Origin of the sequence: Aeromicrobium panaciterrae, from assembly GCF_031457275.1 — a bacterium.
Taxonomy (GTDB): domain Bacteria; phylum Actinomycetota; class Actinomycetes; order Propionibacteriales; family Nocardioidaceae; genus Aeromicrobium; species Aeromicrobium panaciterrae_A.
The window spans coordinates 1,590,814-1,612,885 of the sequence record NZ_JAVDWH010000001.1 but is presented as its reverse complement, the minus strand read 5'-3'; the positions used below and the strand labels follow the sequence as shown (position 1 = coordinate 1,612,885).

Here is a 22,072-nt window from a genome sequence, read left to right as displayed (position 1 = left end):
CGGTCAGGCGAGACGCTGGCGAAGTTCGAGGAGCTGTTCGGCGACACGGGCCGGCGCAGTACCGCCACGTGAATTGCGTGAAGCCAGTGAGCCTTCGACGGTGAGCACGTCGCGAACCCCTGGAGTCAACAGAGGCGAGATTGCTGCAAAGTCCTCGTCGGTCAGATCCCAGAGCTCGATGCCGCGTTGTTCGCACACCTGGACCGATGCGCCGGAGATCTCGTGGGCGTCACGGAACGGGACACCCTGTCGTACGAGCCACTCGGCGACATCCGTCGCCAGGGCAAATCCCTGAGGCGCGAGCTCGGCCATCCGTTCAGTGTTGAACGTCAGCGTCGCAACCATTCCGGTGAACGCCGGCAGCAGGACCTCGAGCGTGTCGATCGAGTCGAACACCGGCTCCTTGTCCTCCTGGAGATCGCGGTTGTATGCGAGCGGCAGCGCCTTGAGCGTCGCCAGCAGTCCGGTGAGGTTGCCGATCAAACGTCCCGACTTGCCGCGCGCGAGCTCTGCGATGTCGGGGTTCTTCTTCTGCGGCATGATGCTCGAGCCCGTCGAGAAGCCGTCGTGGAGAGTGACGAAGCCGAACTCCTTGGTGTTCCAGATGATGATCTCCTCGGCGAGCCGAGAGAGGTCGATCCCGATCTGGGCAGTGACGAACGCGAACTCGGCGACGAAGTCGCGAGCCGCTGTGCCATCGATCGAGTTGGCAGTCGAGTCGGTGAAGCCGAGGTCCTTCGCAACCTGCTGCGGGTCGAGGCCAAGCGACGAGCCGGCAAGTGCGCCGGAGCCGTACGGCGAATCGGCAGCAACGCGCTTGTCCCAGTCGGCGAGGCGATCGAGATCGCGTATGAGCGGCCAGGCGTGCGCCAGCAGGTGGTGCGAGAGGAGAACAGGCTGGGCATGCTGCAGGTGCGTCCGACCGGGCATGGGCGCATCGATGTGAGCCTCGGCCTGTTCGGCGAGGGTCGTCACCAGCCCGCGTACGAGATCGCCGATCGTCTTGGCATGGTCGCGGAGGTACATCTTGAAGAGCGTGGCGATCTGGTCGTTGCGCGACCGTCCGGCGCGAAGTCGTCCACCCAGCTCGGGGCCGAGACGCTCGAGCAACCCGCGTTCGAGCGCGGAGTGCACGTCCTCGTCATCGGGGTGAGCCGCAAAAGCTCCCGACTCGACGTCGGCCGCGAGTGCGTCGATCCCGGAGATCAGCTTGGTGAGGTCCTCGCGGCTGAGCAGTCCAGCGGCCTGGAGCACGCCCGCATGGGCACGCGATCCGGCGAGATCGTACGGGGCGAGCCGCCAGTCGAAATGGGTCGACCGAGACAGCGCCACGAGTTCGGGCGATGGCCCTGAGGCGAACCGTCCGCCCCACAAAGAGGTCTTGTCAGTCACGAGGTCTCCTTGGAGGTGGATGCGGCAAGCGACATGAGCCGGCTGGCGACAGCGTCGCCACCCAGCGGGTCGCGACAGATCAGAAGAACAGTGTCGTCGCCGGCGATGGTTCCGAGCAGGTCGGGCTGGCCGGCGTGGTCGACAGCAGAAGCGAGGTACTGGGCTGCCCCAGGCGGGGTGCGCAGCACGACGAGATTGGCCGAGGACTCGGCAGCCACGAGAAGCTCACGGCAGATCCGTGCCAGTCGCGTCTGCGCTGCGGCACTGTCCGGCGCGGCCCGCGGAGTGCGGTCGCCACCTTCAGCCGGCACGGCATAGACCAGTCCACCGTCGGGGTGGCGCACTCGTACGGCATCGAGGTCGACCAGATCCCGAGAGATGGTCGACGGTGTCGCATTCACGCCGCGGCTCTCGAGCAGCTCGGCGAGGTCACCCTGGGAGCGAATGAGTTCGTGCCCGAGCAGCTCGACGATCAGCTGCTGGCGAGCGCTCTTGGTGTCGGGAACAGTCATCACTTCTCCCCCGCCTTCTCGAGCAACCAGATCATCAAGGCCTTCTGGGCGTGGAGGCGGTTCTCGGCCTCGTCCCATACGACGCTCTGCGGACCATCAAGGACCTCGGAGGAAATCTCGAGCCCGCGATAGGCCGGAAGACAGTGCAGCACGATGGCATCCGGTGCGGCCTTCGCCAGGCTCTCGGCAGTGATCGAGTAGGCGCCGAACAACTGAAGACGCGCCTCCTTCTCACTCTCCTGGCCCATCGACACCCAGGTGTCGGTGATGACAACGTCCGCTCGGGCAATCGCGGCTTCGGGGTCGGCCATGACGGCGATAGATCCCCCAGTCGTCTTGGCGATCGCTTCGGCGTCGGCGACGATGGCCAGCGCTGGCTGGTAGCCGTCGGGAGCACCGATGCGTACGTGCATGCCGGCGAGCGCGCCACCGAGCAGGTAGGAGTGGCCCATGTTGTTGGCGCCATCGCCGAGGTAAGCGACTGTCAGACCAGCAAGAGCGCCTTTGTGTTCGATCACGGTCTGCCAATCCGCGAGGATCTGGCACGGGTGGAAGTCGTCGCTGAGCGCATTGATGACGGGTACGCCTGCGTTGGCAGCCATCTCCTCGAGGCCGGACTGGGCGTACGTACGCCACACGATGGCGCTCGTCATGCGGCCGAGGACCTTCGCAGTGTCGGCCGTTGATTCGCCGCGACCGCTCTGGGTCGTGGCGGTGTCGAGGATGAGCGGGCTGCCTCCGAGGTCGGCAATGCCGACGCCGAACGACACCCGCGTTCGGGTCGAGGCCTTGTCGAAGATGACCGCCACGGTCTGCGGTCCCTCCAGTGGCTTGCGCGCGTATGGGTTGGCCTTGACCTCGGCTGCGAGAGCAAGCACCTCGGCTTGCTCGGCTGGGGTCAGATCGTCGTCGCGCAGGAAGTGCCTCATGTGCTCACCTCGTCCAGGACAGCCCGCAGCGTTGTGACCGCGTGGGAAGCCTCGTCCTCGGTCAGGATCAGCGGCGGCGCAAGCCTCAGCCGGTCCGGAGTCGGTGCGTTGATGATGAGTCCGGCAGCGAGCGCCGCCTTGAAGGCATCGGGCGCAATCGGCTGCGCGAGCACGATGCCCACCAGCAGGCCGCGGCCGGTCGTGCTCGTGACGAGCGGGTGGTCTTCGAGACCCCTGCGCAACTGGTCACCGATCGTCGAAACGTGGTCGAGGAGCTTCTCCGACTCAATGGTCGAGATGACGGCGAGGGCGGCCGCTGTGGCGACGGGATTGCCACCGAAGGTCGAGCCGTGGTTGCCGGGCTGCAGCAGCGTTGCCGCATCACCAAGCGCGACGCACGCGCCGATCGGGATGCCGCCACCCAGGCCTTTGGCCAAGGTCACCAGGTCAGGCACAACACCCGACTGCTCGAACGCGAACCATGCACCAGTACGGCCAATGCCAGTCTGGACCTCATCGAGCCACAGCAGCGCGCCTTGCTGGGTCGTGATCTCCCGAGCTGCCTGGAGGTAGCCGTCCGGGGGCTCGACCACGCCGGCCTCGCCCTGGATCGGCTCAAGAAGGACGGCAGCCACGGTGTCGTCGACGGCCGCTTTGAGGGCAGCGACGTCGCCGTACGGAACCCAGGTCACGTCACCCGGCAACGGTTCAAACGGCGCGCGGTAGGCCTCTTTGGAGGTCAGCGCGAGTGCGCCCATGGTCCGGCCATGAAACGAGCCCTCAGCGACAACCACCTTGGTGCGACCCGTACGACGGGTGGCCTTGAACGCTGCCTCGTTCGCTTCCGCACCCGAATTGGTGAAGAACACGCGACCCTCGTGACCGAGCAGTGCGAGGAGCTTTTCGGCCAGTGCGATCTGCGGCTCGGACGCGAAGAAGTTGGAGATGTGGCCCAAGGTCGTGAGCTGTGTTGTCACGGCATCGACAATCGCGGGATGGGCGTGGCCAAGCGCGTTGACGGCGATACCGCCGAGCAAGTCGAGGTACTCCTTGCCGTCTGCGTCCCAGACCCGCGAGCCCTCGCCACGAACCAACACGGTCTGCGGCGGTCCGAACGTATTCATGACCGCACCCTCGTAGCGCTGGGTCAACTCAGAGACAGTCATTTCTTGTCCTTCGTGACGCTCGTCGAGTAGAGCGCCGTCCGGATGCGCGTCGGCGCACCGGGGACGACCTGCGTACCGACACCCTCATCGGTGAAGATCTCTAGGAGTACGGCATGAGGCTCGCGACCGTCGATCACGGTGGCGCGATTGACGCCCTCTTCGACAGCCTTGAGGCAGGCCGTCATCTTGGGGATCATGCCGGTCGACAGGGTCGGGATGATCTCGGCAAGCGACTCGGGACTGATCTCGCCGATGACGTCGGTGCTGTTGGGCCAATCGGCGTACAAGCCCTCGACGTCAGTGAGCACCAACAGCTTCTCGGCGCCGAGTGCGACAGCCAGAGCGGCTGCTGCGGTGTCGGCGTTGACGTTGTAGACCTGACCGTCGACATCGGGAGCAACGGTCGAAACGACGGGAATGCGGCCGGCATCGATCAGGTCGAGAACGGCTTCTGGGCGGACACCAACGACTTCGCCGACCAGACCGATGTCGGTCGCGACTCCATCGATGACAGGCAACGTCTTCTTGGCAGTGAACAAGCCACCGTCTTCACCGGACAGACCCACGGCAAGATCGCCGTGCTGGTTGAGCAGCCCAACGAGTTCCCGACCAACTTGACCGGTGAGCACCATGCGTACGACTTCCATCGTCTCGGGAGTCGTGACGCGCAGGCCGCCCCGGAACTCCGACTCGATGCCCAGCTTGTCGAGCATTGCGCTGATCTGGGGTCCACCACCGTGCACGACGACAGGCTTGAAGCCCGCAAGGCGCAGGAACACGATGTCCTCGGCGAACGCCATCTTGAGCGACTCGTCGGTCATGGCGTTGCCGCCGTACTTAATGACGATGACTTTGCCGTGGTACTTCTTCAGCCACGGCAGGGCCTGGGCCAGTGTGGCGGCCTTGGCGGTCGCCTTCTTCCAGTCCTCTGGATGCCACTGCTCTAGTGTCTCGATATCAGTCATGAGCTGTACGCCGAGTTCTCGTGGACATAGGCCTGGGTGAGGTCGTTGGTCCAGATGGTGCCCGTTGCCGAGCCTGACTTGAGGTCAATCGTGACGCTGACCGCCCGCTGCGAGAGGTCGATCGAGTCGGGTGACTCCCCCGGCCCGCTGTTGCGACACACCCAGACGTTGTTGAGTGCAACGTCGAGGTTCGCCGGATCGAAGGCGGCTTGCGTCGTACCCACCGAGGCGAGGATGCGTCCCCAGTTGGGGTCCTTGCCGAAGATCGCGCACTTGAACAGGTTGCTGCGGGCGACGGACCGACCGACCTCGAGAGCGTCGTCAACCGATGCTGCGTTGACGACCTCGATCGCGATCTCGTGGTCAGCACCCTCGGCGTCGGCCAGGAGCTGCATCGCAAGGTCGCGGCACACAGCCGTGACGGCTTCCGTGAAGGCCGCGGCATCCGGCTTGATGCCGGACGCTCCGCTCGCCATCAGGAGCACGGTGTCGTTGGTCGACTGGCAGCCGTCTGAGTCGAGACGGTCGAAGGTCTGAGCCGTGGCGCTGCGCAGTGCCGCATTGGCCGTATCGGCGTCGACATCGGCGTCCGTCGTGACAACCACGAGCATCGTCGCGAGCGCGGGCGCCAGCATTCCCGCGCCCTTCGCCATTCCGCCGACCGTCCAACCATCGCCGTGGGACACCGACTCCTTCGCCACGGTGTCGGTCGTCATGATCGCCGTAGCGGCGGCGGCACCACCGTCGGTCGACCGGGCGGCCAGGGCTGCGTGCACGCCAGAGAGCAGCGCATCACGGTCGTTGAGTAGCCCGATCAGACCGGTCGAGCACACCTGTACGTCGATTGCGCCGATGCCGAGCGCAGTCGCCACGGTCTCGGCGGTGTGATGCGTCGTCGCGAACCCTTCGGGACCGGTGTAGCAGTTGGCGCCGCCTGAGTTGATGACGACGGCAACGGCTGAGCCGGACTTGATGGCTTCTTCGCTCCAAAGGACCGGGTTGGCCTTGCAACGGTTGCTGGTGAACACCGCGGCAGCTGCGTGCGACGGTCCGTCGTTGACGACCAGCGCGACATCGGGTCCGCCATTCGACTTGAGGCCGGCGGCAACGCCCGAAGCGCTGAACCCCTTGGCTGCTGTCACGCTCATGGCGCAACCCCGATCGTTGAGAGGCCAGTGGTCTCGTCGAGACCGAGGGCGAGGTTCATGGACTGGATGGCGCCGCCAGCGGTTCCCTTGACCAGGTTGTCGATCGCGGAGACGGCGACGAGACGGTTGGCCCGCGCGTCGATGGCGACCTGAATCAGAGCCGTGTTGGCGCCCAGGGTTGCCGCAGTCGTCGGCCACTGTCCCTCAGGAAGCAGATGGATGAACGGCTCGTTGCCGTACTCCGTGTCGTATGCCGCCCTGACCGCAGCGATGTCGACGCCCGGCGCGAGCCGAGCGGTCGTGGTAGCGAGAATCCCGCGTGCCATCGGTACGAGCGTCGGCGTGAACGAGATCGTGACTTCGTCTGCGCCGGCGAGCCGAAGGTTCTGCATGATCTCCGGAACGTGCCGATGAACTCCACCGACGCCGTACGGGGTCGCTGAACCGAGACCTTCGGACGCAAGCAGGTGTGTCTTGGGTGCCTTGCCGGCGCCCGAGAATCCGTTGGCAAGAACTGCGACGAGGTCGGTCGACTCCACCAGCCCCGCCGAGATCGCGGGCTGGATACCGAGGGTGATCGCGGTGACGTTGCACCCAGGAACGGCGATGCGGTTGACGCCCTTGAGGTTGTCCCGCTGATGACCGCCGCCCACGATCAGCTCTGGCAGTCCGTACGGCCAGGTTCCGGCATGCTCGCCGCCGTAGAACTCAGTCCATTCCTCAGCAGACTGAAGACGGAAATCAGCACCACAGTCGATGACGAGTACGTCCTCGCCCAGCTGAGCCGCCACGGCACCGGACTGGCCGTGAGGCAGTCCGAGGAACACCACATCATGCCCAGCCAAGGTCTCAGCAGTCGTCGGCTCGAGAATGCGGTCGGCCAATGGCACGAGGTGAGGGTGATGCTGCCCAAGGGGCGTACCCGCACTCGAAGCCGCAGTCAGGGCACCGATCTCGACGTCGGGATGCGCCAGCAGCAGGCGCAGCACCTCGCCTCCGGCGTACCCGCTTGCGCCGGCAACGGCTGCGGTGATCGTGGTCATCTCTCCACCTTTGCAGAAATGTTCTTCAGGAACGTGCAGTGATCAGTCGGTGCCGAACTCCATGGCTGCAGCGTCAAGCGCCTGCTCATCCACTTCATCCACACCGTCGTGGTCGACAGCCGGGTTGGCTTCGATCCGGGTGGCGCCGCCCGCGGGCAGCTCGCCGAACAGCGTGCCGTTCTCGACCAAGACCTGGCCCTGATCGAGCGGCTGCTGGGCGTAGAGCTCCAACATCGCGCGCGAGTCGGCGATGTCGAGGTTGCGCATCGTCAGCTGACCAATGCGGTCGGTCGGGCCGAACACGGCGTTCTCCGTACGCTCCATCGAAAGCTTTTCGGGGTGGTACGAGAAGTTGGGACCCTGCGTATCGAGGATCGAGTAGTCCTCGCCCCGACGCAGCCGGATCGTCACGTCGCCGCTGACGACCGAAGCGATCCACCGCTGAACGGACTCGCGCAGCATCATGGCCTGCGGGTCGAGCCAGCGTCCCTCGTACATCAGTCGACCGAGACGGCGACCGTGCTGGTGGAAGTTGGCGATGGTGTCCTCGTTGTGGATCGCGTTGACGAGCCGCTCGTACGCAATGTGCAACAGCGCCATGCCGGGAGCTTCGTAGATGCCCCTGCTCTTGGCTTCGATGATCCGGTTCTCGATCTGGTCAGACATACCGAGTCCGTGACGGCCACCGATCGTGTTCGCCTCGTGCACGAGAGCGACCGGGTCTCCCCCGAACGTCGCACCGTTGATGGCGACCGGACGGCCGGCCTCAAACGTGATCGTGACGTCTTCGGTTTCGATCTCGACCGACGGGTCCCAGAACTTGACGCCCATGATCGGCTCGACCGACTCGAGTGATGTGTTCAGGTGCTCCAGCGTCTTCGCCTCGTGGGTTGCGCCCCAGATGTTGGCGTCGGTCGAGTAGGCCTTCTCCTGGCTGTCCCGGTACGGGAGGTTGCGCTCGGTGAGCCACTGGCTCATCTCGTGCCGGCCACCCAGCTCGGCAACGAACTCGGCGTCGAGCCACGGCTTGTAGATCATCAGCTCTGGGTTAGCGAGCAGGCCGTACCGATAGAACCGCTCAATGTCATTGCCCTTGAAGGTCGAGCCATCGCCCCAGATGTTGACGTTGTCCTCGTGCATCGCCCGTACGAGGAGCGTGCCAGTGACGGCGCGGCCAAGCGGAGTCGTGTTGAAGTACGTCCGGCCAGCAGAGCGAATGTGGAACGCGCCGCAGGCAAGCGCGGCCAAGCCCTCGTCGACGAGCGGCCGCTTGCAGTCGATCGACCTCGCGAGCTCGGCGCCGTACTCCATGGCGCGGCCGGGGATACCCGAGATGTCCGGCTCGTCGTACTGGCCGATATCGGCTGTGTAGGTGCACGGAACAGCGCCCTTGTCGCGCATCCACGCAACAGCAACGGACGTGTCGAGGCCGCCTGAAAAGGCGATGCCGACGCGTTCGCCGACGGGAAGATGAGTGAGAACCTTGGACATGGCTCACATTCTTGCACACTCTTGCAATTTCTTGCATCTTGGGTCTGGCGTAAATACTTCCCGCGGGCACGCCGCGCGCCCCTAGGATGCAACTCATGAAGCGGACTGCGCTGCGCATCCTGGCGTTGCTCGTGACCGCGGGGGTCTTCGTCATCCCCGTGCTTGTCGGCATGGTCCCGAGTACGACGGCCCCCTCGATCGACCCTGTCTCGATCACCCACTACACGGCCGACTACGTTGTGGGCTCGGATGGATCGCTCGCCGCCAAGGAAGTCATCAAGGCCGAGTTCCCGTTCGGACGCCACGGAATCTTCCGGTTCTGGGACCTCCGTGATCCCACCGACTCCACGGTCCGGCTGACGCCCAAGAACATCAAGGTGTCGCTCGATGGCCAGTCAGTGTCCAACGAACTGCAGTGGCAGAACGGTCGCCGCTACCGCGTCGCCAAGATCGGCGACCCCGACAGCTACGTGTCACCCGGCATCCACGAGTACACGATCACGTACACGATCAAGGGTGCGCTTTCGCCAACATCTGCCAACCCTGGGTCGTTCGCCTCGTCGAGCTGGACCGACAAGCAAAAGGCTCAGTCGGTGTTCAACTGGAACGTCGTCGCGCCCGGCTGGCAAATGGACATCGAGAAGTCGACGATCCACATCACGCTGCCCAAGCCTTCCGGCAAGGTTCAATGCACCTCCAGCTTCGACGGCACTGGCCCGTGCACCATCGAAGGTGCCGGAACAGACCGGGTGACGATCAGCACCGGACCGCTCGCACCGCGTACGCCCGTAACAGTTCGCATCGGACTCCCGACTGCAACGCCGGACCGCGTCACCGTGCCGTGGCCCATCGCGTACGACAGAGTGCTCGGACGCAGCGTCCCCGTGGTCGCAACGCTGCTGGGTATTTCGCTCGCAGCGATGGCGATCGCGTACGGACTCGATCGCAAGTCGCGGGAGCCCGAGCCTGGCTACCCCGTCATGTACGAACCGCCGAACGGTCTCGGCCCGGTCCAGACCGCCTACATCATCGACGAGGCGATTCCGTCGCGCGCTTTGGTCTCAACGCTGCTCTACCAAGCCGAGCAAGGCCTGACCAAGCTCGATGAGAACGGCAGCAAGTCGTGGACCATCACCGGCATCGGTGACGAGAAGGCATGGGCCGCGACGGACGACGTGACGCGATTCGTAGGTGCAGGACTCGGCGTCACCAGTCCCGGCGGAACGTTCAAGTCCTCCCCTTCCTCGGTGTCCTCGGGCCACACGCTTCAGACAGTCAAGGGCGGTATCGACGGCGCAACCGCCACCTGGGCGGCTGGCATCGGAGCCTCCAAGACCTCCACCTCTGAGTGGCTCTCCCGCGTTGCCGTCGTGGTCTCCGCTATCGCCACTGCCGTCATGGTCGTGTTCATTCAGCCGCCCGTCACCCTGTATGTCCTCCCGCTCGCGGCGTTCGTCATCGGCGGGATCGGACTGCTCACTCGAGGCGTCGGCCAGCGCCGCACGACACTCGGGCGCGAACTGTGGTCTCGCGCCGGCGGATTCGAGCGCATGCTGTCCACCGACTCCTCCAAGACGAGGTTCGACTTCAGCGGCAAGCAGGACCTCTACACCGCGTTCATCCCCTTCGCAGTGGCATTTGACTGCGCGGATCGCTGGGCCAAGAAGTACGAGGTCGCAACGGGCTCGGCTGCACCGGTTCCCGTTTGGTACTCGTCCACCGACTCCGGCTCAAGCGGTCTTGGCTTCTTCGGCAACCACGATGCCTACTCCGGATTCGAGTCCTCGTTGTCTTCATCCATCAGCGCTTACGCAGCCACCCAGTCCTCCAGCAGTAGTGGAGGCGGCGGTGGCGGCGGTGGAGGCGGCGGCGGTGGCGGAGGTGGCGGCGGCGGCTCCTGGTAACCCCCAACTTTTCGAATCTCACTGAAGGAGAACCATGTCTACCCTCTGGATCATCGTGGCGATTGTCGCCGCACTCGCTCTGTTCACCGTCTACGCGTTCAACAAGCTTCGCCGTACCGACATTGGCGCTCAGGAAGCCCTCGGCGGGATCGACGTCCAGCTGACCCGTCGTGCCGACCTCATCCCGAACCTCGTCAACACCGTCAAGGGATATGCCCAGCACGAGAAGGGCGTCTTCGAGGCCGTGACGGAAGCCCGCGCGGGCGTCGCCAAGGCAGCCAAGGACGGATCACCCGCCGACAAGGCAGCCGCCGACGCCAAGCTCAGCAAGGCAATCATCGACGTACTCGCGGTCGCCGAGGCCTACCCGGAGCTCCAGGCGTCTGCCAACTTCCAGTCGCTGCAGACCGAGCTTGCCGAGACCGAGAACAAGCTTTCGTTCGCGCGCCAGTTCTACAACGATGCGGTCGCCAAGCTCAACAGCCTGGTCAAGACGATCCCGTGGCTGTTCTTCACTGGCATCGCCGGTGTCTCGGCTCGCGAGTTCTATGACGCGCCCGAGGGACAAGCCGCTCCCCCGACGGTCACGTTCTAGGGCATGTCTGGCAGATCCACGCGGCGATTCGGGCGGCGTCCGCGCCCGTCTGACAAGGCCGAGGGCCGAAGCCATACGAGGGTTGTCTAGCGAGGACCGAGAACGTAGTCAGACGGGATGCGGCGCCGTCCGAGCGTAGTGGGGATCTGCCAGACACGCCCTAGGTACGCAGAGTTGCGCCCGCGGCTGCTGCAGCTTGAATTGCAGCGTCGCGGGCCGACTTGATTTCATCGTCCGCCAAGGTCCGGTCCGGGGCACGCAATCGCAGCGCGAACGCCAGCGACTTCTTGCCCTCGGGCAGCTGATCGCCCTCGTAAACATCGAACAGGCGCACTGATTCGATCAGTTCGCTCGCGCCCTCAAGCGCATGCTGAATCGTGGACGCAGGTACGTCGATGTCGACGGTAAGTGCGAGGTCTTCCTTGGCCACGGGGAACGTCGAGAAGTCGGGTCGCGGTCCCACTCGCGGTGCGACGGCGATGAGCGCATCAAGATCGATCTCGGCGCCGACCACGCGGGGAGGAAGTCCGTACGCCTTGAGGACTCGCGGATGAATCTCTCCGGCATGTCCAATGACGGTGCCGTCGAGAGTGAACGCGGCGCATCGTCCCGGGTGCCAGGGCATCTGCTGTGCCTGCTCGACCGCAAGATCCACGTGCAAAGCGTCAGCGACGTGCTGGACGATCGCAACAGCATCGCTCCAGGTCGCCGCACGTCCGGCACCTGTCCATCCGCCACGCTCGCGCGCACCTGACATCAGGAGCGCGACGTGCTGCGGCTGAGCAGGAAGCGCGTCGTACAGGGCATTGAGCTGCTTGTCGGACGGTCGTGCGTCGACGCCGTAGATGGGCGCCTTGCCGTCGCCGCGGGGGATGAACACGCGTCCGGTCTCGACGATGCTGACGTCGGTGTGTCCGCGTCCGATGTTGAGCACCAGAGCCTTGAACAGACCCGACAGAAGCGTTGTCGTCATACCCGGCTCTTCGGCCGACAGCGGGTTGGCGAGAAGCACCTGTGTACGCCGCGGGTCATCCGCCGCGAACCCGAGCTTGTCCCAGTCACCCGATCCCGCGAACGGGAATGTCTTGACCTCGATCAGGCCTTCGCCTGCCAACACCATGCCGACGCGTCGCCGGATGACCTGTGCGGTGGTGAGTCCGCGACCGGCGGGAGCTTCTGGCAGCACCGACGGCACCTTATCGTAACCCACGACACGGAGCACCTCTTCGACCAGGTCATAAGGGTCTTTGATGTCGAAGCGCCAGCTCGGCGGAGTGGCCGTGACGGTGTCGTGGTCGAGAGCAACCTCGATGGCATTGCCCTCAAGCGCGGACACGACGGTCGCAGCGTCGATCTCGACACCCGACACGCGGCCGGGGAGTTCGACGCTCATGGTGACCGAGGCGAGCTTGGGAGCCTTGCCGACGACCGTGAGGCCGTCGTCGATCGTTCCGCCGCCGTGCTCGACCAGAAGTTCCGCGACACGCTGGGTCGCGCGCGCCGGCAGCTCAGGATCGACGCCGCGCTCGTAACGCTTGGAGGCTTCGGACGGCAGCTTGTGTCGGCGAACCGTACGAGCGGTGGTCACCTGGTTCCAGTGCGCAGCTTCGACAAGAACTTCGGTGGAGGTCTCCGAGAGCTCGGTGTCCTCTCCACCCATCACACCGGCAAGGCCAATGGCGCCACGGTCGTCGCAGACCACTGTGTCCTCGACCGACAGCGTGCGTGCAACACCATCAAGGGTGGTGAGCTTCTCACCCTTTTTGGCGGTGCGTACGACGATGTCGCCCTTGAGCTTGGCGAGGTCATAGCCGTGGATCGGGTGACCGAACTCGATCATCACGTAGTTGGTGATGTCGACCGCAAGAGAGATCGAGCGCATACCGGCCTGCTCGATTCGCTGAGCCATCCAACGCGGAGTGGGGCGCGTCGGGTCGAAGCCCTTGACGATGCGCGCGGTAAAGACCGGGCAGCGCTCCGCGTCCTCGACCTTGATCGGGTAGCCCGTGCCCTTTGACGGCACTTCAATGTCGGCGGGATCGGTGAAGTCGAGACCGTAGGCGAGCGCCGTGTCGCGAGCGACTCCACGCATCGACAGCGCGTAGGCGCGGTCAGGGTTGACCTCGAGGTCGAGCACCTCTGCGCCGAGACCGAGCAGCTCGATCGCGTCGTCGCCGACCTCGGCGGTGCCGGGCTCCACGACGATGATGCCGCTGGCGTCACCCGCGAGACCAAGCTCCGCGCTCGAGCAGATCATGCCGTCGGACACGTGCCCGTACGTCTTGCGTGCAGCGATCGCGAATCCGCCGGGCAGCACAGCGCCGGGCAGGGACACGATGACGAGGTCACCCTCGACGAAGTTGTGGGCACCGCAAACGATCCCGCGGCCGCCGTCGGCGTCGTTGTGATCTGGACCGACGTCGACCCGGCACCAGTTGATCGTCTTGCCGTTTTTCTGCTCTTCCTTTTCGAGCGTAAGAACGCGGCCAACAACGAGCGGTCCAACGACTGAGTCGCCGATGATTTCTTCGAGCTTGAGATCGAACGCCGTGAGACGGGCGGCCAGCTGCTCCGTCGTGACATCGGCGGGTACGGCTACGAGTTCACGCAGCCAGGAAACTGGGACTCTCACGGCCGCAACCCCGTTTCAGAAAGGCGGAGACAATACGGGGCCACGGCCGTGACGCATTGATGGTTCACTCGCTGGCGCTCGCTCACAGCTCCACTCCAAAGGGCTCGGTGAAGCGGATGTCACCGTCGAACACATCGCGCAGGTCGGCGATGTCGTAGCGGGAGGTGATCGTACGGTCGAGTCCGATACCGAAGGCGAAGCCCGAGTAGCGCTCAGGATCGACACCGCAAGCGATCAGGACGCGTGGATTCACGACTCCACATCCGCCCCACTCGACCCAGCCCTCGCCCTTGCACGTACGGCAGGCAGCGACGGCGTCCGGCTCGTTGTGGCAGACGTAGCAGAGCAGATCCATCTCGGCGCTTGGCTCGGTGAACGGGAAGTAGGAGGGACGGAACCGCGTGGTCATACCGTCGCCGTAGATCGCCTGGGCGAGGTGATCGAGCGTTCCCTTGAGGTGCGCCATCGACAGACCCTCGTCGATCGCCAAACCCTCGAGCTGATGGAAGACCGGCGAGTGGGTGGCATCGAGCTCATCGGTGCGAAAAACGCGACCGGGGCAGACGATGTAGATCGGGGGTTCGCGGGTCAGCATCGTGCGCGCCTGAACGGGCGACGTATGCGTACGGAGCACCATCGCCGCAGACTCCGGGCTCACCCAGAAGGTGTCCTGCATCGTGCGGGCTGGGTGGTCGGGTCCGAGGTTGAGAGCGTCGAAGTTGAGCCATTCGGCTTCGACCTCTGGGCCTTCGCCGACTTCCCAACCCATTGCTACGAAGATGTCGGCGACGTGTTCCTGGATCGTGGTGATCGGGTGCCTGGCGCCGACCGGGCGAGCATCGGCGGGCAGCGTCACATCGACGGCCTCGGTGACCAGGGCGATTTCCTCAGCCGCGGTCTCAAGCTCGGTCGTCTTGGCAGCGAGCGCCTGGTTGATCGCACCGCGCGCTTCGCCGACACGCTGTCCAGCTTCTTTGCGTGCCTGGGGCTGCAGCGCGCCGATCTCACGATTGGCGAGGGCCAACGGGGAGCGGTCGCCCGCGTGGTCGATGCGTACCTGCTTGATTGCATCGATCGAGTCGGCTCCCGCGATCGCTGCCAACGCCTCGTCGCGCATGCGCGTGACCTCGTCGGCCCGCAACGGGGTGACTTCGACGGGGTCGTACTCGGAGTTGGGCGCGGACATGCCGACCTTTCGCGTGGGTGGTGCGGTCGACTTTATCGGTCGGCGGGTGGGCCGTGGTCAGTCGGTCAGCGCGTCGGGCTCGTTGATTGGGAACCACGCGCTGATGTCAGCGCCGCCACCGTCGGCGTCGGTGATCTCGACCTGTCCCCCGTGCTCCAGAACGATGCCGCGAACGATGTACATACCGAGGCCACTGCCGGCGCCGGGACCCGAACGCCAGAAGCGGCTGAACACCCGCTGGCGCATCTCCTCGGGGATGCCGGGGCCCTGGTCGATGATGTGGAGGATCACGCCATCCTCGCCGGACACCTGCGCGTTCAAGACTGAAACCTGCTTGAGGCCGAATCCGTGGCGCAGCGCGTTCTCGACCAGGTTTGTCACGACCTGGGACATGCGATCGCTGTCGCCCCAGATCAGGTCGAGGTTCTCGCCGATGCTGACCTCGAACGGCGGTGTCGATCCACCGGAGACGTTGCGCAGCACATGACGTACGACCTCGTCGAGCTTGACCGGACCACGCTTGAGCGTCAGTCGGCCGGCATCGATACGTGCGGCGTCGAGCAGCTCTGTGATGAGTCTGCTCAATCGGTCGGCGTCAGCATCGACGGTCTCGAGCATGAATTGGCGCTGTTCTTCGGAGAACTTGTCCCATTTGGTCAGGAGCGTCGACGTGAAGCCTTTGATGCCAGTCAGCGGCGAGCGGAGCTCATGCGCCACGGTGGCCACGAGATCAGATCGTTCGCGGTCACGCTGGTTGCGTACGCGGGCGTTGCGGATGCTCACCACGACCTGCTGCACAGGTCCTGCCGGTCGATCACGCTTCAGCGAAGCGGTGATGAGGTACTCGCTGCCCTTGGGCGACCACCAGGCCTGCTCGGAGATCCGAGTACGCGTGGCGATGCCGTCGTACGGCTCGGTGCTGTCGTACCAGGAGTTGCCGTTGAGGTCATCGAACGGGACGGCCTCACGCAAATGCATGCCGATCATCTCGTCACCCTCGGCACGGGCCATGACTTTCACCCGGTGGTTGACGTACTCGACGGCGCCATCGGGGCCGGCAATGATGATGCCGTCCGGGAAGTCGTCGAGGTCCATGGTTGGTGAATCTAGTACCAATGAACTAGTTGGTACGACATCGGCGGCCCGATCGCGGGCGTGTCAGGTGCGGGCTTGGGCCGTGGCATAGAGGCACACGGCGGCAGCGGTGGCGAGGTTGAGGCTCTCGGCCTTGCCGTAAATCGGTACGGCAACGACCTTGTCGGCGGCACTTTGAAGCTCTGCAGGCAGTCCCCAAGCCTCGTTGCCCATCAGCCACGCTGTCGGCGCGGACAGGTCGAGCTCGGGGTCAAACAGGCCGACCCCTCCCCCGCCGTCAGCCGCCAGAACCTGTAGCCCTGCGCCCTGGAGACGCGCGATGACCGCGCCGAGGTCCTTGTCGATCACGATCGGCAGGTGGAACAAGCTGCCTACGGTCGCGCGAACGGACTTGGGGTTGTAGGGGTCGACACTGTCACCCCCGAAGATCACGCCATCTGCGCCTGCAGCGTCGGCAGCACGAATCACGGCACCGGCATTGCCCGGGTCGCGGATGTCGGCGCATACGACGACAAAGGTCGGCTTGGTCGCCAACAGTTCGTCGAGGGTCCGATCTATCGCGATGCAGCGGGCCACCACACCCTGCGGCTGGACCGTGTCGGCGATCGCCTCGACGACGTCGTCGGTGACGACGTTCCAGGCGATCCCTGCAGCTTCGGCAGCGGCCTGAAGTTCTGCGTGCTGATCAGTGGCCGTAACGGTCGCGAACACCTCGAGGGTCGCGCCCTCGATGTCGAGCGCCTCGCGTACGGCTTGCGGTCCCTCGGCGAGAAACTCGCCCGAGGACTCGCGGAACGCACGAGTGGCGAGCCGCCTGGCGTACTTCACACGTCCTGAACGGACGGTGAGCTCACCAGGCAGGCTCGCCACTTCGTACGGGGGTACCGCGGTCAGGCCGCGGCGCCATCCTTCGGTGCGTTGACGTCGGCCGGAATGTTCTCCTTGGCCAGCTGCACCAGCGCCGAGAAGGCTGCCGGATCGTTGACCGCGAGGTCAGCGAGGATCTTGCGGTCAACCTCGACACCAGCGGCCTTGATGCCCTGGATGAAGCGGTTGTAGGTCAGACCCTCGGCGCGGACAGCAGCGTTGATGCGCTGGATCCACAGACGACGGAAGTCACCCTTGCGAGCCTTGCGGTCACGGTAGTTGTAGACGTGGGAGTGTGTGACCTGCTCCTTGGCCTTGCGGTAGAGCCGCGAACGCTGACCGCGGTAACCCTTAGCGCGCTCCAGTGTCTGGCGGCGCTTCTTCTGTGCATTGACAGAGCGCTTGACGCGTGCCATCTCAGTTCTCCTTCAGATTTTCGGAATGTCGGGGGGCGCGGTCAGAGACCGAGCATCTTCTTCACGCGCGGAACATCAGCCTTGCTGACGTCAGTCGTGCCTTCGAGACGACGCTTGCGCGAGGACGACTTGACCTCGAGCAGGTGACGACGGTTGGTCTGCTCGCGACGGAGCTTTCCGCTGCCCGTCACCTTGACGCGCTTCTTCATCCCCGAGTGGGGCTTGAACTTCGGCATTTATGCCTCCATGTCTGGGTCGAGGTTCTCGGAACGACGACGTGGCTTCTTGGGTGTTGCAACCTTCTTGGCGGCTTCGCGGTGTGCCTTGTCGGCGGCCTCGTCGGCCTCCTTCTCAGCTGCCTTCTCGCCCATGGACTTGACCTTCTCGGCCTTGACCTCTGCCTGGGCTTCGGACTTCTTCTTGTGCGGACCGAGGACCATCGTCATGTTGCGACCGTCCTGGCGAGCGTTGGACTCGATGAAACCGAGCTCCTCCACATCGCCGGCGAGCCGCTGCAGGAGCCGGTAACCCAGCTCGGGGCGGTGCTGCTCGCGACCGCGGAACATGATGGTGATCTTGACCTTGTCGCCAGCCTTGAGGAATCGAACGACGTGACCCTTTTTGGTGTCGTAGTCGTGCTGATCAATCTTCGGACGCAGCTTCATCTCTTTGATGATGGTGTGCGTCTGATTGCGGCGGGACTCGCGCTCCTTTTGGGCCGTCTCGTACTTGAACTTGCCGTAGTCCATGAGTCGGCAAACGGGAGGACGAGCTGTCGGAGCAACCTCAACGAGATCGAGATCGGCTTCAGCAGCCAGTCGCAGGGCATCTTCAATACGTACGATGCCTACCTGTTCACCGCCAGGACCGACGAGGCGAACTTCTGGAACGCGGATTCGGTCGTTGACGCGCAGCTCTGTGGTGATGGATCCTCCTGAGATCATGTGAGAGGCCATCAAAAAAAATGGCCCCCGTAAGAAACGAAGGCCACCGGTGGCACGCTCCTCCAGACAAGTTCTGTCCAGAATCGGAGCACGCCGTCGGCCAGTCATGTGGACCCAAATCGTGAGATCTGAGTGCTTCTGTCTGGCGTAACCCCAAGGTCTTGTGACCAAGCAGGTGGGAGGTGGACCTCCACTTCGTCCTCAAGGATATCAGCGGAGGCGTTTTGACACCTAATTCAGTCGGCTGCCCTCCGCCACGACAGTGTCGGCGAGGCGAAAACGCACGCCGCAATCAGCAGAGTGCCGAGCACAATGAGCGCGAACACACCAGGCGACTGATCCTCGACCGACTGGACGAGATCCCCGCCCCCGATGCCCGCGCCGAGAAACGTCACGGGGAACGTCATCAGTACGGCGATAGCGAGCCCGATGCGCCGATGGCTGGTCAGCAACCCGCCCCACGCTCCTCCGAGCGCCGCCAGCACAAAGAAGCTGATGATGCCTGCCGTGGCGCCGATCGTGAACTCCGGCTCATCACCCTCGACGAGCGTGATGAGGCGCATGATCAACCGGGCCGTGGCTCCGAGCGCAACGCCGATCAGAACGGCACACGCCGTTGCCACCAGGAATCGCTTCATGGCTCAGAATTGCACCGATCAACAGTTTGCACGTACGAAACATGGTTGAAGTCGAGCGGTAAGACCCAGCAGTCACTCTGGAAACATGATGTGGCGAGTGCGGACGACTTTCGTGGATCGACCAGGAATCCTGGCCGAGACCGCCCTGGCCTGCGGTGCGGCCGGCGTCAACATCCTCGGCATGCAGGTGTTCGCCATGGGCAAGCGGGTGACCGACGTGTTCGTCGTCAGCGCTCCCGAAGGATGGACTGACCTCGACATCGCCCATCTCTTCGAAAGCGCCGGTGGTTCGCAGGTGTCTGTCACCCGCGTCGATCAGGGGGCGACCGTCGACTCGGCCACCCGCTACCTGCAGGGCGTACGCGAAGTTCTTGAGGACGGCCGAGACGTGGCCGACGTACTCGCCGAACTGCTCGAAACTGAGCCACCGGACGTGGCCGACTACGCAGGCCACGATGTCCTGGAACTCGCCCGACGCAATGGTTCGGCACTGAGCATCAGTAGGGCCGGGCCGTTCACCCCCGTCGAGAAGGCACGTGCGCAGGCATTCCTGGCCCTCACGCGCGGAGCGATCGGCACCACCGCGCGTGTCACCACCTTGCCGAGCTCGCAGGTGCCTGTCGTACGGCAGGCGTCCCTCGCCGACGTAGAAGCGGTCGTCGCTCTGCACGATCGGTGCAGCGACAAGGCACTGTTCGACCGCTACCAAGTTCCGCTTCAGCTCCCCATGACGGCACGCATGACTCGTCGCCTCGTTGCACCTGACAACGGCGTGGCCCTGGTGGTTCAGCAAGGGGATGACGTCGTGGGTCACGGTCTGCTCGAGGAACTCGATGGCGTTTGGACTTTCAGACTGCTGATTCAGGACACCCACCTCGGCGGAAATCTCGAGACCCTGCTCGTGAGGCGAGCCGCTAGCCACGCCAAAGGCGATGGCGCGGATCGGCTGACGTTGATCACTGCCGAGTCGAACGACAAATTGCTCCGCGCTGTTGGCAATGCCGGATTCATGGCACGCATTGAACGCCGCGATGGCAGCGTGCACATCTCAGTGCCGCTGAGCTCCATGCCACTCGGCGCGGTTCATACGACCGGCTGAGTCAGTCGACGAGCCAGACGGTGCCGGCCGCCGATCGGACGAGCACGTGGCCTGCTGACAGGTGCTCTACGTCCACCGTCTCGACGACCGTGAACGACGGGCTCCCGAGATCAAGCAAAAGAGCGCTGGCTGCTTCGGCGAGCGTTGCCCGGGCTGCGTCTCGTCCGGTGACGGGTACGGGCCGAGCCTGCGGATCCCATGCGGCCATCGCCTGCACACTGCTGAACGCAAGCAACGCCGTACGACCGTCGGCACCGGTCATCAGTACGGCCGCCATGTCGGCGTTCTTGTCACCTTCGGTCGGCACCTCGCCAAGTAGCGGAATGATCGGCACGAAAACTCGCGCATCGGCGATCGCTTCGAGTACTGCGAGGTCGTCGCCGAGAGCCGGGACCAGGAGCGGATCCGTCAGCCCGTCGTCATCGGGGAACGCGGGCGCAGCAAGGTCGCGCTGGTGGTCGCTCATGTGACCCGCCCGCGAAGGTAGGTCATCGCCTCTCGGGCGTACGGGCCGTCGGAACGCTGGATTGCGAACAGGATGACGCGCTCATCGTCGCCGTAGACCATGGTCGGCCAGGGTGCGCCTTCGTTCATCGCAAAACCCTTGATGTCTGACCACGGCACGAAGCGACGGCTGTAGCCGTTGACGACTTCCACACCCTCGTCGCTGACTCGCACCACGCTGCGCCCGACCGCGTGCAGCAAGGCAAGCACGGTGATCAGGATCGCGGCGAGCGTCGCCAGCTCGAATGGCGTGAACGTCACGTACGACGGCAGCGCCACACCGATGATCGTGCTGAGCACGATCAGAAGAACCGAGACGCCGTACGCAACGATGCGCGAGCCGCCAGGTCGGAACGTTCTCAGATCCGGCACGCCAGGATGTCCGTGACGAGAATTCCGCGAGCGCCGAGCTCGTACAGCCCATCCATCACGCGCTGGGCGGCGTCGCGCGGCACCATCGAGCGCACGGCGACCCACCCTTCGCGATGAAGGGGTGACACCGTCGGCGACTCGATACCGGGAGTCAGTTCAACTGCGCGCTCAACCTGCTCGACACGGATGTCGTAGTCCATCATCACGTAGGTACGCGCGACAATGACGCCGTCGAGACGGCGCTTGAAGACGTCGAAACCGTCCGGGTTGGGCGTGTCCTGGCGAGTGATGAGCACGGCCTCGGAGGACAGGATCGGCTCGCCGAACACTTCGAGGTCGGCCTGGCGCAGCGTGCTGCCAGTCTCGACAACATCGGCGATCGCGTCGGCAACACCGAGGCGTACGGAGGACTCCACAGCACCGTCAAGGCGTACGACTTCAGCCTCGATGCCCTTGTCGGCGAGGTAGGAGCCGACGATGCCTGGGTAGGACGTGGCGATGCGTGCGCCGGCGAGATCCTTGATCGCGCTCATCTTGCCGATGGGCGCGGCGAATCGGAACGTCGAAGCACCGAAGCCGAGCGCGACATCTTCAGTTGCATGTGCGCCAGAATCGAGCAGCAGGTCACGGCCAGTGATTCCGACGTCGAGCGTGCCCTCCCCCACGTAGATCGCGATGTCGCGAGGACGCAGGTAGAAGAACTCGACGTCGTTGTCGGGGTCGAGGGTGACGAGGTCTTTGGCGTTGCGGCGCTGTCGGTAGCCCGCTTCGGCCAGCATCTGGCTGGCGGAATCGGCGAGGGCGCCCTTGTTGGGTACGGCGATCTTGAGCATCAGTTTCTCTTCTCAGGGGTGCTGTGACGGAAGGCGAAGGCACGGATGACCGCGTTGCGGCCAGCCGTCACAGATGCGCGTAGACGTCGTCGAGAGTGATTCCGGTGGCGATCATCATGACCTGGGCGTGATAGAGCAGCTGGCTGAGTTCTTCAGCGGCGCGCTCGGCGCCTTCGTGCTCGGCGGCCATCCACGCCTCGGCTGCCTCTTCGACGAGTTTCTTGCCGATCGCGTGCACGCCGGCATCGAGCTCGGCGACAGTGCGCGAGCCCTCAGGGCGGCTGGCTGCCTTGTCGGACAGCTCAGCGAATAGATCGTCGAAGGTCTTCATCGCCCCGAAG

Annotated in this window: 23 protein-coding genes; 3 read left to right on the top strand and 20 right to left on the bottom strand. The window is 64.5% G+C overall.

Annotated features, from left to right (window positions below):
• Positions 1 to 3 precede the first annotated feature (3 nt).
• The 8 genes from argH to argG are packed head-to-tail and all read right to left on the bottom strand — an operon-like array spanning position 4 to position 8,646.
• The gene (gene argH / locus J2X11_RS08370) at positions 4 to 1,392 is read right to left on the bottom strand and encodes an argininosuccinate lyase (protein WP_309969321.1); all 1,389 of its coding nucleotides are present in this window, start codon (positions 1,390 to 1,392) and stop codon (positions 4 to 6) included.
• Positions 1,389 to 1,904 (bottom strand): arginine repressor, encoded by a 516-nt coding sequence (locus J2X11_RS08365; RefSeq protein WP_309969318.1) that lies wholly within the window; start codon positions 1,902 to 1,904, stop codon positions 1,389 to 1,391. Before J2X11_RS08365 ends, argH begins: the two co-directional genes overlap by 4 nt.
• The gene (gene argF, locus J2X11_RS08360; protein WP_309969315.1) at positions 1,904 to 2,833 is read right to left on the bottom strand and encodes an ornithine carbamoyltransferase; all 930 of its coding nucleotides are present in this window, start codon (positions 2,831 to 2,833) and stop codon (positions 1,904 to 1,906) included. Before argF ends, J2X11_RS08365 begins: the two co-directional genes overlap by 1 nt.
• Positions 2,830 to 3,999, bottom strand: coding sequence for an acetylornithine transaminase (locus J2X11_RS08355; protein ID WP_309969310.1), 1,170 nt, complete (start codon positions 3,997 to 3,999; stop codon positions 2,830 to 2,832). Before J2X11_RS08355 ends, argF begins: the two co-directional genes overlap by 4 nt.
• Entirely contained in the window at positions 3,996 to 4,964 is a 969-nt protein-coding gene (gene argB / locus J2X11_RS08350; RefSeq protein ID WP_309969308.1) for an acetylglutamate kinase, read from the bottom strand. Before argB ends, J2X11_RS08355 begins: the two co-directional genes overlap by 4 nt.
• Positions 4,961 to 6,112 (bottom strand): bifunctional glutamate N-acetyltransferase/amino-acid acetyltransferase ArgJ, encoded by a 1,152-nt coding sequence (gene argJ, locus J2X11_RS08345; protein ID WP_309969306.1) that lies wholly within the window; start codon positions 6,110 to 6,112, stop codon positions 4,961 to 4,963. The genes argB and argJ overlap by 4 nt, the downstream gene beginning before the upstream one ends.
• Positions 6,109 to 7,155, bottom strand: coding sequence for an N-acetyl-gamma-glutamyl-phosphate reductase (argC, locus tag J2X11_RS08340; RefSeq protein WP_309969303.1), 1,047 nt, complete (start codon positions 7,153 to 7,155; stop codon positions 6,109 to 6,111). Before argC ends, argJ begins: the two co-directional genes overlap by 4 nt.
• A gap of 42 nt (positions 7,156 to 7,197) precedes the next feature.
• Positions 7,198 to 8,646 carry an argininosuccinate synthase gene (gene argG, locus J2X11_RS08335; RefSeq protein WP_309969299.1) on the bottom strand — a complete coding sequence of 483 codons (1,449 nt, stop codon included), beginning with the start codon at positions 8,644 to 8,646 and terminating at the stop codon, positions 7,198 to 7,200.
• A 95-nt stretch (positions 8,647 to 8,741) separates the two neighbouring features.
• Here argG and J2X11_RS08330 point away from each other — a divergent pair, with 95 nt between their 5' ends.
• Both J2X11_RS08330 and J2X11_RS08325 read left to right on the top strand, forming a co-directional pair.
• A complete protein-coding gene (locus J2X11_RS08330; protein WP_309969297.1) occupies positions 8,742 to 10,550 on the top strand; it encodes a DUF2207 domain-containing protein in 1,809 nt (602 codons plus the stop codon).
• A gap of 34 nt (positions 10,551 to 10,584) precedes the next feature.
• Positions 10,585 to 11,145, top strand: a complete 561-nt coding sequence (locus J2X11_RS08325) for a LemA family protein (RefSeq protein WP_309969294.1) — start codon at positions 10,585 to 10,587, stop codon at positions 11,143 to 11,145.
• A gap of 160 nt (positions 11,146 to 11,305) precedes the next feature.
• On the opposite strand, the gene pheT is transcribed toward J2X11_RS08325, so the two are convergent.
• From pheT to J2X11_RS08285, 8 genes are all read right to left on the bottom strand, one after another.
• Positions 11,306 to 13,777, bottom strand: a complete 2,472-nt coding sequence (pheT, locus tag J2X11_RS08320) for a phenylalanine--tRNA ligase subunit beta (RefSeq protein ID WP_309969291.1) — start codon at positions 13,775 to 13,777, stop codon at positions 11,306 to 11,308.
• Positions 13,778 to 13,859: 82 nt separating this feature from the next.
• Positions 13,860 to 14,963, bottom strand: a complete 1,104-nt coding sequence (pheS, locus tag J2X11_RS08315) for a phenylalanine--tRNA ligase subunit alpha (protein WP_309969288.1) — start codon at positions 14,961 to 14,963, stop codon at positions 13,860 to 13,862.
• Between the two features lie 57 nt (positions 14,964 to 15,020).
• Entirely contained in the window at positions 15,021 to 16,058 is a 1,038-nt protein-coding gene (locus tag J2X11_RS08310; protein WP_309969285.1) for a sensor histidine kinase, read from the bottom strand.
• A 63-nt stretch (positions 16,059 to 16,121) separates the two neighbouring features.
• Positions 16,122 to 16,928, bottom strand: coding sequence for a TrmH family RNA methyltransferase (locus J2X11_RS08305; protein WP_309969282.1), 807 nt, complete (start codon positions 16,926 to 16,928; stop codon positions 16,122 to 16,124).
• Positions 16,929 to 16,948: 20 nt separating this feature from the next.
• Entirely contained in the window at positions 16,949 to 17,341 is a 393-nt protein-coding gene (gene rplT, locus J2X11_RS08300; protein ID WP_309969279.1) for a 50S ribosomal protein L20, read from the bottom strand.
• A gap of 41 nt (positions 17,342 to 17,382) precedes the next feature.
• Positions 17,383 to 17,577 (bottom strand): 50S ribosomal protein L35, encoded by a 195-nt coding sequence (gene rpmI, locus J2X11_RS08295; protein ID WP_309969276.1) that lies wholly within the window; start codon positions 17,575 to 17,577, stop codon positions 17,383 to 17,385.
• Positions 17,578 to 18,285, bottom strand: coding sequence for a translation initiation factor IF-3 (gene infC / locus J2X11_RS08290; RefSeq protein ID WP_309969273.1), 708 nt, complete (start codon positions 18,283 to 18,285; stop codon positions 17,578 to 17,580).
• A gap of 236 nt (positions 18,286 to 18,521) precedes the next feature.
• A complete protein-coding gene (locus J2X11_RS08285) occupies positions 18,522 to 18,923 on the bottom strand; it encodes a hypothetical protein (protein WP_309969271.1) in 402 nt (133 codons plus the stop codon).
• A gap of 112 nt (positions 18,924 to 19,035) precedes the next feature.
• Here J2X11_RS08285 and J2X11_RS08280 point away from each other — a divergent pair, with 112 nt between their 5' ends.
• Positions 19,036 to 20,022 (top strand): ACT domain-containing protein, encoded by a 987-nt coding sequence (locus tag J2X11_RS08280; protein WP_309969269.1) that lies wholly within the window; start codon positions 19,036 to 19,038, stop codon positions 20,020 to 20,022.
• Position 20,023: 1 nt separating this feature from the next.
• Here J2X11_RS08280 and J2X11_RS08275 read toward each other — a convergent pair whose 3' ends face one another.
• The 4 genes from J2X11_RS08275 to J2X11_RS08260 all read right to left on the bottom strand — a co-directional run bounded on the left by J2X11_RS08275 (position 20,024) and on the right by J2X11_RS08260 (position 22,062).
• Entirely contained in the window at positions 20,024 to 20,488 is a 465-nt protein-coding gene (locus J2X11_RS08275; protein WP_309969266.1) for an SseB family protein, read from the bottom strand.
• Complete coding sequence (locus J2X11_RS08270) at positions 20,485 to 20,898, bottom strand: PH domain-containing protein (protein WP_309969264.1); 414 nt, start codon at positions 20,896 to 20,898, stop codon at positions 20,485 to 20,487. Before J2X11_RS08270 ends, J2X11_RS08275 begins: the two co-directional genes overlap by 4 nt.
• Positions 20,886 to 21,731, bottom strand: a complete 846-nt coding sequence (gene hisG / locus J2X11_RS08265) for an ATP phosphoribosyltransferase (RefSeq protein ID WP_309969263.1) — start codon at positions 21,729 to 21,731, stop codon at positions 20,886 to 20,888. Before hisG ends, J2X11_RS08270 begins: the two co-directional genes overlap by 13 nt.
• A 67-nt stretch (positions 21,732 to 21,798) precedes the next feature.
• The gene (locus J2X11_RS08260; protein WP_309969260.1) at positions 21,799 to 22,062 is read right to left on the bottom strand and encodes a phosphoribosyl-ATP diphosphatase; all 264 of its coding nucleotides are present in this window, start codon (positions 22,060 to 22,062) and stop codon (positions 21,799 to 21,801) included.
• Between the last annotated feature and the right edge of the window lie 10 nt (positions 22,063 to 22,072).

Excerpts from the sequence above, each read along its gene's own strand:
- rpmI (WP_309969276.1), bottom strand. The coding sequence starts at position 17,577 with ATGCCGAAGTTCAAGCCCCACTCGGGGATGAAGAAGCGCGTCAAGGTG.
- argC (WP_309969303.1), bottom strand. The coding sequence starts at position 7,155 with ATGACCACGATCACCGCAGCCGTTGCCGGCGCAAGCGGGTACGCCGGA.
- argG (WP_309969299.1), bottom strand. The coding sequence starts at position 8,646 with ATGTCCAAGGTTCTCACTCATCTTCCCGTCGGCGAACGCGTCGGCATC.
- J2X11_RS08330 (WP_309969297.1), top strand. The coding sequence starts at position 8,742 with ATGAAGCGGACTGCGCTGCGCATCCTGGCGTTGCTCGTGACCGCGGGG.
- hisG (WP_309969263.1), bottom strand. The coding sequence starts at position 21,731 with ATGCTCAAGATCGCCGTACCCAACAAGGGCGCCCTCGCCGATTCCGCC.
- J2X11_RS08325 (WP_309969294.1), top strand. The coding sequence starts at position 10,585 with ATGTCTACCCTCTGGATCATCGTGGCGATTGTCGCCGCACTCGCTCTG.
- argB (WP_309969308.1), bottom strand. The coding sequence starts at position 4,964 with ATGACTGATATCGAGACACTAGAGCAGTGGCATCCAGAGGACTGGAAG.
- J2X11_RS08310 (WP_309969285.1), bottom strand. The coding sequence starts at position 16,058 with ATGGACCTCGACGACTTCCCGGACGGCATCATCATTGCCGGCCCCGAT.
- rplT (WP_309969279.1), bottom strand. The coding sequence starts at position 17,341 with ATGGCACGCGTCAAGCGCTCTGTCAATGCACAGAAGAAGCGCCGCCAG.
- J2X11_RS08365 (WP_309969318.1), bottom strand. The coding sequence starts at position 1,904 with ATGACTGTTCCCGACACCAAGAGCGCTCGCCAGCAGCTGATCGTCGAG.
- argF (WP_309969315.1), bottom strand. The coding sequence starts at position 2,833 with ATGAGGCACTTCCTGCGCGACGACGATCTGACCCCAGCCGAGCAAGCC.
- J2X11_RS08275 (WP_309969266.1), bottom strand. The coding sequence starts at position 20,488 with ATGAGCGACCACCAGCGCGACCTTGCTGCGCCCGCGTTCCCCGATGAC.
- pheS (WP_309969288.1), bottom strand. The coding sequence starts at position 14,963 with ATGTCCGCGCCCAACTCCGAGTACGACCCCGTCGAAGTCACCCCGTTG.
- J2X11_RS08260 (WP_309969260.1), bottom strand. The coding sequence starts at position 22,062 with ATGAAGACCTTCGACGATCTATTCGCTGAGCTGTCCGACAAGGCAGCC.
- argJ (WP_309969306.1), bottom strand. The coding sequence starts at position 6,112 with ATGAGCGTGACAGCAGCCAAGGGGTTCAGCGCTTCGGGCGTTGCCGCC.
- infC (WP_309969273.1), bottom strand. The coding sequence starts at position 18,285 with ATGATCTCAGGAGGATCCATCACCACAGAGCTGCGCGTCAACGACCGA.
- J2X11_RS08285 (WP_309969271.1), bottom strand. The coding sequence starts at position 18,923 with ATGAAGCGATTCCTGGTGGCAACGGCGTGTGCCGTTCTGATCGGCGTT.
- J2X11_RS08355 (WP_309969310.1), bottom strand. The coding sequence starts at position 3,999 with ATGACTGTCTCTGAGTTGACCCAGCGCTACGAGGGTGCGGTCATGAAT.